17 protein-coding genes are annotated in these 16851 nt (G+C 74.0%); 12 read left to right on the top strand and 5 right to left on the bottom strand.

Features of this window, described 5'->3' with window-relative positions; genetic code table 11:
* Nucleotides 1-2130, bottom strand: a complete 2130-nt coding sequence (gene malQ / locus AB0947_RS13860; RefSeq protein ID WP_366750553.1) for a 4-alpha-glucanotransferase — start codon at nt 2128-2130, stop codon at nt 1-3.
* Nucleotides 2131-2376, bottom strand: coding sequence for a hypothetical protein (locus AB0947_RS13855; protein WP_366750552.1), 246 nt, complete (start codon nt 2374-2376; stop codon nt 2131-2133).
* 156 nt (nt 2377-2532) lie between these two features.
* Between AB0947_RS13855 and AB0947_RS13850 the strand changes: the two genes are divergently transcribed.
* From AB0947_RS13850 to AB0947_RS13830, 5 genes are all read left to right on the top strand, one after another.
* Nucleotides 2533-3141, top strand: a complete 609-nt coding sequence (locus AB0947_RS13850) for an RNA polymerase sigma factor (protein ID WP_366750613.1) — start codon at nt 2533-2535, stop codon at nt 3139-3141.
* Nucleotides 3138-4139 carry a zf-HC2 domain-containing protein gene (locus AB0947_RS13845; protein WP_366750551.1) on the top strand — a complete coding sequence of 334 codons (1002 nt, stop codon included), beginning with the start codon at nt 3138-3140 and terminating at the stop codon, nt 4137-4139. Before AB0947_RS13850 ends, AB0947_RS13845 begins: the two co-directional genes overlap by 4 nt.
* Before the next feature lie 384 nt (nt 4140-4523).
* Nucleotides 4524-5282, top strand: a complete 759-nt coding sequence (locus AB0947_RS13840) for an ABC transporter ATP-binding protein (RefSeq protein ID WP_366750612.1) — start codon at nt 4524-4526, stop codon at nt 5280-5282.
* Entirely contained in the window at nt 5279-6625 is a 1347-nt protein-coding gene (locus AB0947_RS13835) for a hypothetical protein (protein WP_366750550.1), read from the top strand. The genes AB0947_RS13840 and AB0947_RS13835 overlap by 4 nt, the downstream gene beginning before the upstream one ends.
* Nucleotides 6622-7224, top strand: coding sequence for a hypothetical protein (locus AB0947_RS13830; RefSeq protein WP_366750549.1), 603 nt, complete (start codon nt 6622-6624; stop codon nt 7222-7224). The genes AB0947_RS13835 and AB0947_RS13830 overlap by 4 nt, the downstream gene beginning before the upstream one ends.
* 69 nt (nt 7225-7293) lie before the next feature.
* On the opposite strand, the gene AB0947_RS13825 is transcribed toward AB0947_RS13830, so the two are convergent.
* Nucleotides 7294-7830, bottom strand: a complete 537-nt coding sequence (locus AB0947_RS13825) for an HNH endonuclease (protein WP_014672759.1) — start codon at nt 7828-7830, stop codon at nt 7294-7296.
* A 317-nt stretch (nt 7831-8147) separates the two neighbouring features.
* Here AB0947_RS13825 and AB0947_RS13820 point away from each other — a divergent pair, with 317 nt between their 5' ends.
* Nucleotides 8148-9260: a mechanosensitive ion channel family protein gene (locus tag AB0947_RS13820; RefSeq protein WP_366750548.1), complete on the top strand. Its 1113-nt coding sequence runs from the start codon at nt 8148-8150 to the stop codon at nt 9258-9260.
* Between the two features lie 84 nt (nt 9261-9344).
* Complete coding sequence (locus tag AB0947_RS13815) at nt 9345-9971, top strand: Uma2 family endonuclease (RefSeq protein ID WP_366750547.1); 627 nt, start codon at nt 9345-9347, stop codon at nt 9969-9971.
* Here AB0947_RS13815 and AB0947_RS13810 read toward each other — a convergent pair.
* Both AB0947_RS13810 and AB0947_RS13805 read right to left on the bottom strand, forming a co-directional pair.
* On the bottom strand, nt 9958-10572 hold the full coding sequence (locus AB0947_RS13810) for a hypothetical protein (RefSeq protein ID WP_366750546.1): 615 nt from the start codon (nt 10570-10572) through the stop codon (nt 9958-9960). The two genes, AB0947_RS13815 and AB0947_RS13810, sit on opposite strands and share 14 nt — an antisense overlap.
* Nucleotides 10569-11105 (bottom strand): hypothetical protein, encoded by a 537-nt coding sequence (locus AB0947_RS13805; protein ID WP_366750545.1) that lies wholly within the window; start codon nt 11103-11105, stop codon nt 10569-10571. Before AB0947_RS13805 ends, AB0947_RS13810 begins: the two co-directional genes overlap by 4 nt.
* 260 nt (nt 11106-11365) lie before the next feature.
* On the opposite strand from AB0947_RS13805, the gene AB0947_RS13800 reads away from it, so the two are divergent.
* The 5 genes from AB0947_RS13800 (at nt 11366) to AB0947_RS13780 (ending at nt 16845) form a co-directional block, all read left to right on the top strand.
* Complete coding sequence (locus tag AB0947_RS13800; protein ID WP_366750544.1) at nt 11366-12193, top strand: hypothetical protein; 828 nt, start codon at nt 11366-11368, stop codon at nt 12191-12193.
* A 218-nt stretch (nt 12194-12411) separates the two neighbouring features.
* The gene (locus tag AB0947_RS13795) at nt 12412-13623 is read left to right on the top strand and encodes an ROK family transcriptional regulator (RefSeq protein ID WP_366750543.1); all 1212 of its coding nucleotides are present in this window, start codon (nt 12412-12414) and stop codon (nt 13621-13623) included.
* 41 nt (nt 13624-13664) lie between these two features.
* Nucleotides 13665-15008 carry an ABC transporter substrate-binding protein gene (locus AB0947_RS13790; RefSeq protein ID WP_366750542.1) on the top strand — a complete coding sequence of 448 codons (1344 nt, stop codon included), beginning with the start codon at nt 13665-13667 and terminating at the stop codon, nt 15006-15008.
* Complete coding sequence (locus tag AB0947_RS13785) at nt 15008-15949, top strand: sugar ABC transporter permease (protein ID WP_366750541.1); 942 nt, start codon at nt 15008-15010, stop codon at nt 15947-15949. The genes AB0947_RS13790 and AB0947_RS13785 overlap by 1 nt, the downstream gene beginning before the upstream one ends.
* A 2-nt stretch (nt 15950-15951) precedes the next feature.
* A complete protein-coding gene (locus AB0947_RS13780; protein ID WP_366750540.1) occupies nt 15952-16845 on the top strand; it encodes a carbohydrate ABC transporter permease in 894 nt (297 codons plus the stop codon).
* Nucleotides 16846-16851 lie beyond the last annotated feature (6 nt).

Genomic DNA, 16851 nt, shown 5'->3' with positions numbered 1-16851 from the left:
TTAGCGAACCGCCGTCGGGGCCGCGCGGCCGGGGTGCCCGTACGGGGGCGCGGGCGGTCGGCGCAGCACCTCCAGCAGGGCCCTGAGCCGGGGCGAGGCCACCAGTTCCTCCAGCGGTACCGGGCGGCCGTCGGCGCCGGCGACCGGCAGCCGCCAGTTCGGGTACTGGTCCCAGGTGCCCGGCAGGTTCTGCGGGCGGCGGTCGCCGACGCCGTCGGGGAGCCAGACGCCGACCAGCCGGGCGGGGGTGCGCAGCAGGAAGCGGTGGACGGCGCGGATCTCCTCCTCCTCGTCGGAGCCGGGCGGTCCGGCCGCCGGGCTGTCCAGCAGACCGAGGCTGCCGAGCAGGGCGAGCCACTCCGCGGTGTCGGCGGCGGCCTCCGCGCGTTCCTCGGCGGCCGAACGGGTCAGCAGGCCGAGGCGGTCGCGCAGCTCGACGTGGTCGCCGGTGAGCCGGGCGGCCGTGGGCGGCAGGTCGTGGGTGGTGGCGGTGGCCAGGCAGTCGGCGCGCCAGCGGTCGGGCGGCAGCGGGTGGCCGTCGCCCTCCCAGTCCCGTTCGAACCAGAGCACGGAGGTGCCGAGCACCCCGCGCCGCTGTAGCGTCTCGCGCACGCCGGGTTCGACGGTGCCGAGGTCCTCGCCGATCACGACGGCGCCCGCGCGGGTCGCCTCCAGGGCCAGGACCGCGAGCATGGCCTCGGCGTCGTAGCGGACGTAGGTGCCCTCGGTGGGCGGGCTGCCCTGGGGGACCCACCAGAGCCGGAACAGGCCCATGACGTGGTCGATGCGCAGCGCGCCGGCGTAGCGGAACAGGGCGCGCAGGAGGTCGCGGTAGGGGGCGTGGCCGGTCGCGGCGAGCCGGTCGGGGCGCCAGGGCGGCAGGCCCCAGTCCTGGCCGCGGGCGTTGAAGGCGTCCGGCGGGGCGCCGACGGACATCCCGGCGGCGAACACGTCCTGCTGGGCCCAGGCGTCGGCGCCCGCCGGGTGCACGCCGACGGCGAGGTCGTGCACGATCCCGACCGGCATGCCGGCCTCGCGGGCGGCGCGCTGGGCGGCGCGCAGCTGGCCGTCGGTGAGCCAGGCGAGGCGGGTGTGGAACTCCACCCGGTCGGCGAGCTCCCGCCGGGCCCGGGCGGTGTCGGCCGAGCGGGGGTCGCGCAGCCCGTCCGGCCAGTGGTGCCAGTCGGAGCCGTGGACCTCGGCGAGGGCGTACCAGGTGGCGTGGTCGTCCAGGGCCCGGCCGTGGGTGGCGCGGAAGGCGTCGTAGGCGGCCTGGCGGCCGGGCCCGAGGGGCACCCGGGCGACCAGCTCCAGCGCCTCCCGCTTCAGCTCCCACACCGCGTCCCGGTCGATGAGGGCGCCCTTCTCCAGGACGGCGGCGCGCAGCCGCCCGGCCCGCTCCAGCAGCCCGGCGAGCCGCTCGCGGTCCTCGGCGTACGCGTATTCGGGGACGTCCTCGACGCGCAGGTGGACGGGGTCGGGGAAGCGGCGGGAGGAGGGGCGGTACGGGGAGGGGTCGGTGGGGGCGCCGGGTACGGCCGCGTGCAGCGGGTTGACCTGGACGAACCCGGCACCGGCGGTGCGTCCGGCCCAGCCGGCCAGCTCGGCGAGGTCGGCGAGGTCGCCCATGCCCCAGGAGCGGTGGGAGAGCAGGGAGTAGAGCTGGACGAGGAGGCCGTAGGAGCGGCCGGGCGGGGCGGGCAGCCGGTCCGGGGCGACGACGAGACACGCCTCACCGGTCCGCCCGTCGGGCGCGGTGGCGGTCAGCCGGTGGACACCCGGCGGAAGGTCGTCGGCGCCGTCCTGTTCCGGACCGTCCTCGGTTGCGACGCGCAGCCGGGTGCCGGGGGGCAGCGCGGTGAGGGCGGCGGGCGGTTCCTCACCGGCCCACTGGACCACCGTCGGCGGCAGCAGGCGCTCGCGCAGCTCGCGTTCCCGGGCGGTGAGGGAGGCGCGCACGGCGTCCGGGCCGGCCGCGTCGACGCCGAGGGCGGCGAGGGCGGCGGTCACGGCGGTGGCGGAGACCTGGACGGTACGGTCCGGGGCGGGGCGGTAGGAGGTGGCGACCCCGTGCAGCTCGGCGAGCCGGGCGAGGTCCTCGGTGGGGTGCTCGTCAGGCGCCGCGGCCATCTACAGCCCCGGCGCGAAGGAGTCCGGGACCGGGTCGGACTCGCTGGTCAGCGGGGCGCCCTCGGCGAGCGGGGGCTCACTGGTCAGGGGCTCGGCGTCGGGCAGCGGCGGCTCGCTGGTCAGCGGTGCCTGCGCGCAGGCGCTCTCCGCGCTGAACGCGCACAGCGACGTCGTACCGGTCTCGGCGGACGGCTCCGCCACGGGTTTGAGCTGGGCCGGGATCGTGAGTCGGGCCGGTGCGGCCACGGGGGCCTCCTAGGGGGTGCGCGGATGGTGCGGCTCGGACGGGTCACGGCAGGCCTACCCCGTGAGCCCGCGGCCACGCGCGGCAAAAGACCGGCGCCGGGGTGATCCGGCACCGGTCCGGTGATCGATAGAGGGGGTGTGAGACTGTTCCGCCCCATGGGGGGCCAGCGGGAGAAGGGCGACGGGAGCGGCGGGGACGCGGCCCTGTTGCGGGCCGTCGCGCGGGGGGACGCCGCGGCGATGGCCGCCCTGTACGACCGGCACGCCGGGTGGCTGCACGCGCGGCTGGCCCGCCGGTGCGCCGACCCCGAGCTGGTGCGGGAAGTGCTCCAGGACACGTTCGTCACGGTGTGGCGGTCGGCGGCCGGGCACCGCGGGCAGGAGGCGGGCGGCTGGCTGTGGACGATCGCCGCGCGCCGGCTGGTCGACGCGCGGCGGGCCCAGGAGCGGGCCGCGCGGGTCGCGGGACCGCTGCCGGAGCCGGAGTCCCCCGGGCGGTGCGGGTCCGCCGCCGCGCCGTCCGCCGAGGACCGGGTGCTGGCGGGTCTGGAGTACGGCGACGTGGGCACCGCGCTGGACCGGATCTCCCCCGAGCTGCGGGAGGTGCTGCGGGCGACGGTCGTCGACGGGCTGAGCACCCGTGAGGCGGCCCGGCTCCTCGGCATCCCGGAGGGCACCGTCAAGTCCCGGGCCCGCCGCGCCCGCGTGGAACTGCGCGAGGCACTGGCCCAGCTGAACCCGTCCCCGTTGGGAGGCACGGCATGACCCACCACGACAGCCGCCCGTGGCACGTCCCCGACGACCAGGTGACCCGCTACGCCAAGGGCACGCTGCCGGACCCGGACGCCTGGTCCCTGGAGAAGCACGTGGAGGACTGCACGAGGTGCGCGTCCCGGGTGTCGGCCGCGGTCGGCGGCACGGCGGCGGGGACGGTACTGGCGGCGGTGCGGACGGCGGTGCTGGAGTCGGCGCCGGGAGCGGCCGGGACGATCCCCGGCGGGGCGGCGGTGACTGCGGCGCCGGGGGCGGCCGTCGCGGCGGAACCGGAGCCCGGCCCGGCGGTGCGGACCCCCGCGCCGGGGGCGGCCGTACCGGTGCGGCCGCCGGCGGGCGCGGTCGGCGGGCGGCCCGTGGTGTCGCGGACGGCCCGGCTGCTGTGGGCCGCCGGGCCCGCCGTGCGCGGGGCCTGGCTGCCGGCCGTGCTGGGCGTGGCCGCGGCCGCACCGGCCCTGTCGTACGGGGCCGGGTTCCCGGGGGCGCGCGCGCTGCTGCTGGCCATCGCTCCGGTGGTGCCCGTCGCCGGGGTCACCCTGTCCTACGGTCCGCACGCGGACCCCCTGCACGAGGTCACCGCGGCCGCACCGGGCGGCGGGCTGCGGCTCGCGCTCATCCGTACGGTCGCCGTGCTCGCGGTGAGTCTGCCGCTGCTGACGCTCACCGGGCTGCTGCTGCCCGCGTCCGGCGCCCCGGCCGCGGCGGCCTGGCTGCTGCCCGGGCTGGCGCTGGCGCTGGCCTCGCTGGCCCTGGCCTCCTTCGTCGGGTGCCGGGCGGCGGCCGGGGTGACGGGCGGCGGCTGGCTGTGCGCCGTCCTGGCGCCGGTGGCCGTCGCGCCGGGCGATGCGGCGGCCCCGCGGCTGGCCGAACAGCTCTCCCGCTGCCTGGACGGCGTCGCCGCGCAGGGCGCGTGGGCGGCGGCGGCCGTCCTGAGCGCGACCCTGCTGACGGCGCGGCGTCCGGCGTACGACCGCCCGCTGCGCCCGTGACGGCACCCTGACCGCTTCCCCCGGCGAGCCCCGCACCGCGGCCACGCTCACCGCGCCGGCCGGACCGGCCGGGGGCTGCCGCCACGGTCACCTGCGACCACACCCGTGACCACCGGTGGTCACGGCCCCGCGCGGGCGGCGGCCGGCTGTGCGCTGCGCGGCCGGCACGCCGGGCGGCGCGGCGACCCCGCGGCCCGGCCGAGCACCTCACCCGCCACCCGGGCCACCACCCGCGAACACCCACCACTCCCTAGCCCCCTGACGACCGTGGCCCGCGCGGCCACCCCTCGCGATTCCGGTGCCGCGCCCACGCGCGCCGGCCGAACCCCCGGACCCGCAAACGGGTCCCCGCCCTCCCCTGGAGAGACGTTGCCTTCGATACGTGTGACCGGCCTGCGGGTCCGGCACCGCAAGACGCTCGCCCTCGATTCGCTCGACCTGGCGCTCGGCACCGGGGTGCACGGGCTGCTGGGGCCGAACGGGGCCGGGAAGACCTCGCTGATCCGGGTGCTCGCCACGGTGGCGCGGCCGGACGCCGGCCGGGTGGAGCTGCTCGGGCAGGACACCGCCGGTCACCGCGGGCTGGCCGGGGTGCGGCGCCGGCTGGGCTATCTGCCGCAGGAGTTCGGCTACTACCCGGGTTTCACCGTGCGGGAGTTCGTGGCGTACGTGGCCTGGCTGAAGGAGATGCCGGCGGCGGACGTGCCGGCGGCCGTGGAGCGGGCGGTGGCCCGGGTCGGCCTCGCCGACCGTGTCGACGCCAAGGTCCGGACGCTGTCCGGCGGCATGGTCCGCCGGGTCGGCATCGCGCAGGCCATCGTCAACGACCCCGCCGTGCTGCTGCTGGACGAGCCGACCGCCGGTCTGGACCCGGAGCAGCGGGTGGAGTTCCGCGAGCTGCTGCGCACGCTGGGCGCCTCGGCGACGGTGGTGGTCTCCACCCACCTGGTGGAGGACGTGGCCGCCGCCTGCACCGAGGTCACCCTGCTGGACGCGGGCCGGATCGCGTACCGGGGCACGCCCGAGTCGCTGACCCGGCTCGGCGAGATGTCGGACGGGCCGGGCGACCATCCGATCGAGCGCGGGTACACGGCGGCCCTGCGGGCGCACCGCGCGCCGGGTGCGCGGGAGGCGGTGCGATGACCCTCGTCACCGACCACGTCACCGAGCCGGAGGCGGCGCCGCGTGCGCCGCATCCGCTGCGCGCCGAGTGGGTGCGGGGTTTCGCCCCGTGGGCCGGGGCCGCCGTACTGCTGACGCTCGGCGTGACGCTGTGGGCGAAGGCGGACCAGTGGCAGGGCGGGTGGTCGGAGACCGCCGGCCAGGTGCACTCGGCGATGCTGATCACCCTTCCGCTGGCCGCGGCGGCGGGCTGCTGGCAGGGCGGCCGGGAGCGCCGGCGCCGTACCGAGGAGCTGTGGGGGACGACCGTACGGCCGCCGCTGGCCCGTCTGCTGGCCGCGGCGCTGCCCGTGACGGTCTGGGTGGCCGCCGGCTACCTGCTGGCCGTGGCCCTGGCCCACCTCGCCACCTGGCCCTACGCCCAGGGCGACCGTCCCCGTCTGGCGCTGCTGCCCGGAGACACGGTCGCCATGGCGGCGGGCGCGCTGACCGGGCACGTGGTGGGCCGGGCGGTGCCGACACGGCTCGCGGCGCCGCTGCTCGCGATGGCCGGCTACGTGGGCCTCGGGATGGTGACGGTCGACGACTCGGTCCCCGGCCGGGTTCTGAGTCCCACCGTCGGCCCCCTGGGCGGCGCGCTGCCCGTGTGGTGGCAGCCGTGGGCCATGGCGGTGTGGACGGGCGGGCTGGCGGTCGCCGCGGCGCTGGCGTACGCGGCCCGGCGCCGGGTGACGTCCGTGCTGCCGCTGGCCGCCGCGCTGGCCGCGGGCACGCTGCTCGCGCAGACCGGAAGCGGCCTGTGGCACGCCGACCCCATCGCCCGCCGTCAGGTGTGCGACACCTCCACCACACCGGCGGTGTGCGTCAACGCCCGGTACGCCGGGATGCTCCCGCAGGTCAGCGACGCGCTGTCGGGCGTCACGGGCAAGCTGCACGGCGTGCGGAACCTGCCGGTGCGGTGGGCGGACCATGCCGGCGCCCCGCGCGCCGACGAGGCCCGGCTGCCGTACATCACCCCGCTGGGCTGGTCGGCCGTACGGGGGCGGCTGACCGATCCGGAGCAGTTCGCGTGGGAGGCCGTCGCCGCGCTGGAGGGCTACGACTGTCCCGGGCGGCCCCGGACGGCCCGGGGGGCGCTCAGGGCGGACGACGCGGTGGAGCACTACCTCGCGCCGACCGCGGTACAGAAGGCGATCGACGAGGACGACGCCCGGGGCGACGCGGTCCGGCGCGCCGACCTGCGCGAGCGCCGCGCCGCCCGGGCGAGGCTGGCCGGCATGGACGAGCGGACCCGCCGGGAGTGGCTGTCGGCCTACTTCGCGGCCCGCACCGACTGTGCTGCCAAGGGGGTGCCGGCCCTGTGACCGGACCCCTCCTGTACGCCCGTTCCCGTGCGCTCCCCGCCACGCTGGCCACGCTCGTCGGCACCGCCGCCTTCGCCCTCTGGGCGGCCGGCCGGCTGGACGCCTACCTCGATCCCGACCGCCGGGTGCCGATCGTCGCGCTGGCGCCGCTGCTGGCGTCGGCGGCGATCGGGGCGAGCCTGTACAGCGCCTCGGACGAGCTGGACCGCACGGCGGTGCGCCGCTGGTGGCCGCGGCGGCTGGGCCAGCTGACGGCCCTGACCGCACTGGCGGCGCTGCTGGTCGTCCCGGCCGTGCTCGGCCACGCGGACACCTTCGGCCCGCCCGCTGTCGTCCGCAACACCCTGGGCTGCACGGGCGTCACCGCGACGGCGGCCGTCCTGCTGGGCGCACGCCTGAGCTGGCTGCCCGCGTTCGCCTACGTGACGGCCGTGTACCTGGGCTCGTCCGCCGCCCGTGGCCGCGCGGCCACGGTGTGGGCCTGGCCGATGCAGCCGGGCGCGCAGCCGGGAGCCTGGGCGGTGGCCCTGGCCGCGTTCGCGCTGGGCGCTGCCCTGTACGCGGCGCGCGGCGCCCGCCCGGAGGGGGGCGGCGGCTAGGCGCGGACCGGCCGACGCGCCCCCTTCTCGCAGGCGTTCTCGCAGGCGTGCGAACAAACCGGCCCGGATCTAGGCGGAGATGCCGTCGATCCGGGCCAGGGCGTCGTCCGCGCCGTACGGCTGCAAGTACGGCAACCAGCGCGGGTCGCGGTGTCCCGTGCCGATGATCCGCCAGGCCAGCCCCGTGGGCGGAGCCGGTTTGTGGCGCAGCCGCCAGCCCAGTTCCACGAGGTGGCGGTCGGCCTTGACGTGGTTGCAGCGGCGGCAGGACGCCACCACGTTGTCCCAGACGTGCTTGCCCCCGCGACTGCGCGGGATGACGTGGTCGACGCTGGTTGCGACGCCACCGCAGTACATGCACCGGCCCCCGTCGCGCGCGAACAGCGCACGGCGGGTCAGGGGAACGGGCCCCCGGTAGGGGACCCGGACGAATCGCTTGAGCCGGACCACGCTGGGTGCGGGGAGGGTGACGGTCGCGCTGTGCATATAGGCGCCGGATTCCTCGAGGGAGACCGCCTTGTTCTCCAGGACGAGGACGAGCGCGCGGCGGAGCGGTACGACGCCGAGCGGCTCGTACGACGCGTTGAGGACCAGGACATGCGGCACGGGTGCCTCCTTGGGCGTCGGCGGCGCGTGGCTCGCGCCGGGACGATCTGCAGTCAGTCTCTCCTCATGCCTGGTGGACGCGCCACCATGTCCCGGTAACGGGCTGGGAGTGTTTTCGACCACATCCTGATTCATCCCCCGGATCATGGCCTGTTCAAGCCCGCGTGAGCCGCGTCTCTCCCGCCCGCCTCCTGTGCGGATCGGCACGAGGCATACAGAATGCCCCGTTAGTGTGGTGGTCCTGTCCGTCCGGTGACCTTTTCGTGACCTTGACCGCCCGCCGGTACGGACCGCGCAGCACCTGGGAGGTACCTGCCGTGTCGTCCCTGCCCGCCGCCGTCCTGGCCGCCGGCGCATCGCCGTCTCCTTCGCCGTCGCCGTCGGGATCGACGGCCCCGGTCGTGCCGACGCTCCAGGACGCCCAGGAGAGCGCGACGAACGCGGCGAGCTGGGTCGAGCAGAACTGGTCGACATGGCTCGCGATGGGCCTGCAGATCCTGCTGATCCTGGTCATAGCGGTGGCGCTGCGGGCGGTGGTGCGGCGGGCGATCACCAAGCTGATCGAGCGGATGAACCGCACCGTGCAGGCCGTGGACGGCAGTGCGCTGGGCGGGCTGCTGGTGAACGCCGAGCGGCGGCGGCAGCGGGCCGCGGCGATCGGTTCGGTGCTGCGGTCGGTGGCGAGCTTCCTGATCCTCGGCACGGCCGCGCTGATGGTGCTGGGCACCTTCAAGATCAACCTGGCGCCGCTGCTGGCGTCGGCCGGTGTCGCGGGCGTGGCGATCGGTTTCGGCGCGCGCAACCTGGTCACTGACTTCCTGTCCGGCGTGTTCATGATCCTGGAGGACCAGTACGGCGTCGGGGACGTGATCGACGCGGGGGTGGCGACCGGCGAGGTGATCGAGGTCGGGCTGCGCGTGACCAAGCTGCGCGGCGACAACGGGGAGATCTGGTACGTCCGCAACGGCGAGGTCAAGCGGATCGGCAACCTGTCCCAGGGCTGGGCGACGGCCGGGGTCGACGTGACCGTGCGGGCGAGCGAGGACCTGGACCGGGTGAAGGCCACGCTGGACGAGGTCGCCGAGAAGATGGGCAAGGAAGAGCCCTGGAACGAGCTGCTGTGGAGCCCGATCGAGGTGCTCGGTCTCGACTCGGTGCTGATCGACCACATGGTGGTCCGGGTGTCGGCCAGGACGATGCCGGGCAAGTCGGTGACGGTGGAGCGGGAGCTGCGCTGGCGGATCAAGCGGGCGTTCGACGCGGCGAGCATCCGCATCGTCGGCGGTGCGACGGCCGTCGAGGACCAGCAGGACGCCCCCGACCCGACGGCCGCGGTCGCGGCCCCGGTGGTGTACTCCGACGCGGAATCCCCGCAGTCGGCGGCGGCCACCCCGATAGTCCCGCAGCGGTCGGCGCCCTCAGGGAAGTAGCGGAACGGTTCGGCACACGCGTTCGAGTGAACGGACGGGGCATTCCGGCGCGGGGGGCGCGCGGGGTGCCCCATCGTTCCGGCCATGAACACCGACCGCACCGGGGAGCCGGACCTCATGGCCCGTATGGACCCCGTCCAGCTCCTGGCGGCGTACGAGGCGGTCTCCCCCGTGCCCGTACGCCCCGAGTTCATCGAAGGCCGGGCGTGCGTACCGCTGGCGCCGCCCGGGGACGGGCACAGCGACACGGCTCTGTCGCTGTGCTTCCGGCTTCGCTCGGCAGCGGTCCCTCACGTCGGTATCGGCAACGGCTTCAGGTCCGCCGACCCGGCCCACGGCACGACGGCGTTGATCATCCCCGACTTCTACGCCATGCGTCGCGAGCCGACGAGCACGGACGAGGCGCACTTCGCCACGCATCCCGGCTGGTACCCCATCGACATGCTCGCCCTGGTCGGCGAAGTCACCTCCACGAACCACGAGACCGACACAGGCCCCAAGTTCCGTACCTACGCCGCCGCCGGCGTCCCCGTCTACGTCCTCATCGACCGCCATTCCACAACGGCCCACTGCTACACGGACCCCGTCCTCCCCGGCGACGACCCCACCGAGGCGTACTACGCCACCGACACCGAGGCCGACCTCGGCGAACCGCTTCCGCTCCCGGCGCCCTACCCCACCCTGGACACCGCCCCCTTCATCGAGGGCTGAGCGGGCCGCAGGCCAGCCGGTACGCCTCGCGGACCCACGCCTCGCCGCCGGGGTCGGTGCCGCAGGCCAGGGACGCGCCCTGGGTGCCGGTGAGCCAGGTCGTGACGCTGCCGTAGTGCGTGCCGTCGGGGCAGCTCACCGCGAAGCTCGCGTCCACCACCTGCACGGCCTCCGCGGTGACGAAGCGGCCGGCGCCGTCGAAGTCGATCCGGTCGTGGTGCCGGGGATGGTGGGCGGTGCTCTCCCCGGGGGCCGTCAGGTCGCCCGCGTCGTAACCCAGGTGCCGCGCGAGCGAGGCCGTCGCCCGCCGCTCGGACACCTCCGCGCCGTTCGTAACGACCGACGCGACGATCGTGCGGACGGGCACGTTCCGGAACGTGGTCCAGCCGTCGTCCTCGCCGAGCGTCACCACCGGGGACACACCGGTGAGCCGCGTCTCCCGCCGTACCGCGCCCCAGCGGAACGCGCCGGAGCCGCAGGACGCCGATGCGGAGCGTCCCGGCGGGGGCGCCACCCGGACGTGCCGCGGCTGCTGTGCCGTACACGCCACCGCTCCCAGCAGCAGCACCGCCAGCCCCATCGCCGCTGGGCCGCTCCTCACTCGGTCTCCCCCGCTCTCGCCACCTGGCACAGCGCCACGAACGCGCTCGCCATGCGCTGCCCCGGCATGCCCGTCAGTCCCCGGTCCGCGCGCAGCAGGACCCGGGCCGCGCCCGACGACCGGTCCACCGTCAGGGAGCCGGTGACCGCGTGCCGGCCGCGGAACGGGCGCCACCGGAAGTCCCACGCCCCCGCCTCGCCCGTCACGTCGTACGCCCGCTCGGACGCGGCGATCGCCGCTCGCAGCCGCTCCGCCTGCCCCGCCGGGAACGCCCGCTCCTGTGTGGCCCGCAGGGCGTCCACGGTGACCGGGATGCCGGTGCCGCGTGCCCGGCGGACCAGGGCGGCGTACACGTGGAGGGCGGCGAGCAGGCCGAGGGCGGCCCAGACGAGCGGGACGAGGACGAGGTCCTCGGCGAACGACCGGGACAGTCCCTCGCCCAGGAAGTCGCTCAGGCCCACCGTGATCAGCAAGGGCACGTACCCGGACAGGGTGAGCAGCCACAGCCTCCCGAGCAGCCTCCGGTCGACCATCCCCGCCGTCCCCCGTCCCCCGTGCCCCGCGTCCGTCCGTTCGTCGGTTCGTCCTTCGCCCGAATGTAGGGCCGGTGACCAGCGAAGACCATGTCCGTGACGCACTCGTGACGCAGCCTTGGACCCCATCCGAACACAGATCGTCTTCACAGGAACCCCGCGTTCCCTCCCCATCCGGTGATCCTCTAGGGTCGCCTCACAACGGGCCCTTGTTCTGGAGCGCGACGCCGCCCGGGGGCCCGTCTCGAATGTGGGGAAACATGCGAAAGCTCGCCATCGGCACCGCCCTGTCCGGTGCCCTGGCCCTGGCCGGCCTGGCCGCGCCCGCCGCGTCGGCGGCCGGCACGCCGGACCTGACCTTCGCCGGTGTGACCGTGAACAAGGGCAAGCCGATCGTGGTCGGCGCCACCAAGGCGGTGAACGTGCCGGTGTCGTACACCCTGACCCGGCCGAAGGGCCTGGTCATCGACCAGGAGAAGACGGTGCAGGCCGTGCTGCTGTACCGCGGCACGCTCAAGTCGCCCGACAACGAGCTGGGCCCGCGCGAGGCGCCCGTCTGCACCACCAAGGCCACGACGGAGACGACCGTCACCGAGAGCTGCGCCGAGACGATCGTCGCCGTTCCGGACCAGGAGCTGTACGAGGCCGCCGACGCCGGCACCTGGAAGGCCGCCGGCGTCTACGCGCACAGCGACGGCAGCGCCTCGGACGACTACCTGCACAGCGAGAACGACGTCACCATGTGGGGCAACCTCGCGTCGACGCAGGTCAAGCGCGCCTCCCGGCTGACCGTGGACGCCGCCCCGGAACCCGTCGCCAAGGGCCGGACGCTGACCGTCAAGGGCAAGCTGACCCGCGCCACCTGGGCGACCGGCACGTACACCGGGTACAAGGGCCAGAAGGCCGTCCTGCAGTTCAAGGCGGACGGCGGCGCGTACGCCAATGTCAGGACGCTCACCTCCGGCACCGGCGGCGCCCTGTCCACCACGGTGAAGGCGGGCCGGAGCGGCACCTACCGCTTCGTCTTCGCCGGCACGTCCACCACGGACGCGAAGACGTCCGCCGGTGACCACGTGACCGTGAAGTAGCCCCGGGCACTCCCCGTACCGCAGCGCCCCCGAGGTAACGACTCTGTTGCCTCGGGGGCGTTGTCTATTGACGCCCCCTTCGTCCTCGGCTTACGTTCCTCCCACCCCAATAGGAAAGTTTCCTAACAGTGATCTCCCGGGCGGTCGTTGATCATGACTGGACGTCATGCCCAGGTCACTGAGAAGCTGGGCGGCTGGAAAGGCAGGTGTCGACCCCCATGGCAGGAACCGCCGGTACGCCGGGCACCCCGCGCGTCCTGCGCGCCATGAACGACCGTGCCGCCCTGGACCTGCTGCTGGAGCACGGGCCGCTGTCGCGCACCCGGATCGGCAAGCTCACCGGCCTGTCCAAGCCCACCGCCTCCCAGCTGCTGGCCCGTCTGGAAGCGGCCGGACTGGTGCGCGTCACCGGCACCAGCGAGGGCCGGCCGGGCCCCAACGCCCAGCTCTACGCGATCAACCCCACGGCCGCGTACGCCGCCGGGCTCGACGTCACCCCGCACCGCATCCGGGCCGCCGTCGCCGACATCACCGGCCGCACGGTCGGCGAGTACGAGCTGCCCACCCCCGGCCGGCGCCCGGCGCACCCCGTCGTCCGGCAGGTCACCGACGCCCTCGACGGCGCCGTCAAGGCCGCCGGGCTCGCCCGGCCCGACGTGCACCGGCTGGTCATCGGCACGCCCGGCGCCTTCGACCCCAACACCGGGCGGCTGCGCTACGCCTCCCACCTGCCGGGCTGGCACTCCCCCGCGCTGCTCGAAGACCTCGCGGCGGCCCTGCCGATGCCGGTCGAGTACGAGAACGACGTCAACCTCGTCGCCATCGCCGAACAGCGGCTCGGCGCGGCCCGCGGCCACGCGGACTTCGTGCTGCTGTGGAACCAGGAGGGCCTCGGCGCCGCCCTGGTCCTCGGCGGCCGGCTGCACCGCGGCTGGACCGGCGGCGCCGGCGAGGTCGGCTTCCTCCCGGTGCCGGGCACCCCGCTGGTCCGGCAGGTCACCAAGGCCAACAGCGGCGGCTACCAGGAGCTGGCCGGCTCCCAGGCGCTGCCGAAGCTGGCCCGCGAGCTCGGTGTCGAGGACGTGCCCGCGGGCCCGTACACCGAAGCCGCCACCACGCTCGTCGCCCGCGCCGCCGACCACGCGAGCGGCCCCCACCGGGAACTGCTCCGGACCTACGCCACCCGGCTGGCCACCGGTCTCGCCTCGCTCGTCTCCGTCCTCGATCCCGAACTCGTCGTCCTCAGCGGCTCCGCCCTGACGGCCGGCGGCGAGGTGCTGCGCGCCCTCGTCCAGGCCGAGCTGGAGGAGCTGGCCGCGGCCCGGCCCCGGCTGGTCGTCGGCGACGTCCACGAACACCCCGTGCTGCGCGGCGCGCTGGAGTCCGCGCTCGCCGCCACCCGCGACGAGGTCTTCGACACCTCGCGCTGAGCGCCCCCTCTTTCCCGACCCGTCCCCTGGGAGACCTCGCCATGCCCACAGCCATACCCGGAGTTGCCCGAAAAGCGGCTTTTGCCCTGACTGCCTCCGCCGTGCTCCTCACCGCCGCGTGTACCGGCCAGTCCGACTCCGGTGCCACCGACGATCCCTCGCAGGACACGACGATCAACTTCTGGCACGCCTGGAGCGCGCCGAACGAGGTGAAGGCCGTCAAGTCGCTGGTCGCCGGCTTCGAGCACGCGCACCCCAACATCCACGTGAACGTCGTCGGCAACATGACCGACGACAAGATCAACCAGGCGCTGCGGGCCGGCGGCGAGAAGGCCCCGGACGTGATCTCGTCGTTCACCACCAACAACGTGGGCAAGTTCTGTTCCTCGGGTGCGCTGGTCGACCTCAACCCCTTCTTCGAGAAGTCCGGGATCGACCCGGAGAAGACGTTCCCGAAGCCGATGAACGAGTACACCCAGTTCGACGGCGACCGCTGCACGGTGCCGCTGCTCGGTGACGCGTACGGGCTCTACTACAACAAGACGGCGTTCGAGAAGGCCGGCATCGCGCGTCCGCCGCGGACCTGGTCCGAATTCGAGGCGGATGCCAAGAAACTGACGATTCCTCAGGGTAACGGGTACAAGCAGCTCGGGTTCATGCCGAACTACCACGGCTGGGAGTCCACCACCGAGCACTACCTCGGCCAGTTCTCGCCGACGTACTTCGACAAGAACGGCAAGTCGAACCTCGCCAAGGACCCCGCGTTCGAGAAGGGCTTCACGCTCCAGAAGAAGCTCGTGGACGAACTCGGCGGATTCGAGAAGCTGGAGAGGTTCCGCGCCACGCTGGGCGACGAGTGGGGCCCCAAGCACCCCTTCCACACCGGCCAGGTCGCCATGCAGCTCGACGGCGAATGGCGGCTCGGAATGGCCGAGGAGGCGAAGCCCGGCTTCGAGATCGGGGTCGCCCCGCTGCCCGTCCCGGACGACCAGGCCGGTCAGTACGGCAAGGGCTACTTCACCGGCACCATCGCGGGCATCGCCGCCACCAGCCACAAGCGGAACGCGGCCTGGGAACTGGTGAAGTACATGACCACGGACACGGACGCGGTGGTCGGCTTCGCCAACGGCATCCACAACGTGCCCTCCACGCTGGCCGCGCTGAAGTCGCCGAAGCTGAAGTACGACCCGCGGTTCAAGACCTTCCTGGACATCGCCGCCGACCCGCACTCCACCACGACTCCCGCCTCGATCAACGGCGGTGTGTACCTGGTGACGATCCAGCAGTTCGGCTACGACTACGAGAGCGGCAAGGCCACCGATCTCAAGGCCGGGCTGAAGAAGGCGGCCGCGCAGATCGACACGGACATCGCGCAGGCCCAGTGATGAGCGCCGTGACCCTCGCGTCGAGACGCCGGCGCTCGGCCCTGCGCACGCTCGCCTTCATGTCGCCGTGGCTCATCGGCTTCGCGGTCTTCTTCGCCTACCCGCTGGTCTCCACGGTCTACTTCTCCTTCATGCACTACGACGGCTTCCGGCCGCCGACGTGGAGCGGCGGGAAGAACTGGACGTACGTCTTCGAGCACTACCCGCTGTTCTGGCCCGCGCTGCGCAACACGCTCTGGCTGGTCGTGGTCATGGTGAGCCTGCGGGTGCTGTTCGGGCTGGGCGTCGGACTGCTCATCACCAAGATCAAGACCGCCACGGGCGTCTTCCGTACCCTGTTCTACCTGCCCTACCTCGCCCCGCCGGTCGCGGCCACCATGGCCTTCGCGTTCCTGCTCAACCCCGGTACCGGCCCGGTGAACTCGCTCCTGGAGAAGGCCGGGCTGCCGGCGCCGGGCTGGTTCAACGACCCCACGTGGTCCAAGCCGGCGCTGACCCTGCTGGCCCTGTGGGGCGTCGGCGACCTGATGGTCATCTTCATGGCCGCGCTGCTCGACGTACCGACGGAGCAGTACGAGGCGGCGGAGCTGGACGGCGCCTCGGCCTGGCAGCGCTTCCGCTACGTGACCCTGCCGAACATCTCCCCGATCGTGATGTTCGCCGTCGTCACCGGCGTGATCCAGACCATGCAGTACTACACGCAGCCGCTGGTCGCCGGGAAGGTCGCCTCCGGGGTGATCCAGGGCGCCGGCACCCAGTTCGAGCCCGGCTACCCCGACAAGTCCACGCTCACCCTCCCCCAGCTCGTCTACAACCTCGGCTTCCAGCGCTTCGACTACGGCTCGGCGTGCGTGGTGGCGCTGGTGCTCTTCGCCCTGTCGATGGCGTTCACCGCGCTGCTGATGCGGCGCCGGGGCGGCCTGATCCAGGCAGGTGACTGACCATGACCCAGGTACTGGACCAGCCGGTGAAGCCGGCGCCGCTCGCCACCGGAGCCGAGCGCACCGCCCGGCGCCGGGCGGTGCTGGAGTGGATCGCCATCCACTCGCTCGGCGTCGCCGCCGCGCTGTTCTTCACGCTGCCGTTCGTGTTCGTGTTCCTGACCTCGCTGATGAGCGACAGCCAGGCCCTCAGCCGGGACCTGATCCCGCACACCTGGGAGTGGGACAACTACCGCAAGGTCTTCGACACGCCCGGCTTCCTCACCTGGTGGAAGAACACGCTGCTCTACGCCGGTCTCGGCACCGTGCTCACCGTGGTGTCCTCGATCCCGGTGGCGTACGCGCTCGCCAAGTTCCGCTTCCGGGGCCGCAACCTGTCGCTCATGCTGGTGATCTCGATGATGATGCTGCCCCCGCAGGTGGTCGTCATCCCGATGTACCTCTTCTGGGCGAAACAACTGGACCTGTCGGGCACGCTGTGGCCGCTGATCGTCCCGATGGCGTTCGGGGACGCGTTCTCCATCTTCCTGCTGCGCCAGTTCCTGATGACGATCCCGAACGAGTACCTGGACGCGGCGAAGGTGGACGGCTGCGGCGACCTGCGCGCCCTGCTGCGGGTCGTGCTGCCCATGGCGAGGCCGGGCATCGCCGCCGTCGCCCTCTTCCAGTTCTTCTACGCCTGGAACGACTACTTCGGGCCGCAGATCTACGCGTCCGAGAACCCCGGCGCCTGGACGCTGTCCTACGGCCTGGAGTCCTTCAAGGGCGCCCACCACACCGACTGGAACCTCACCATGGCCGCCACCGTGCTGGTCATGGCCCCCGTGATCCTCGTGTTCTTCTTCGCCCAGAAGGCGTTCGTCGAGGGCGTCACCCTCACCGGAGTAAAGGGTTGAACTGGC

This window comes from Streptomyces sp. NPDC047841, assembly GCF_040704085.1.
Lineage (GTDB): Bacteria > Actinomycetota > Actinomycetes > Streptomycetales > Streptomycetaceae > Streptomyces > Streptomyces argyrophylli.
This window is presented reverse-complemented; position numbering and strand designations above follow the sequence as displayed.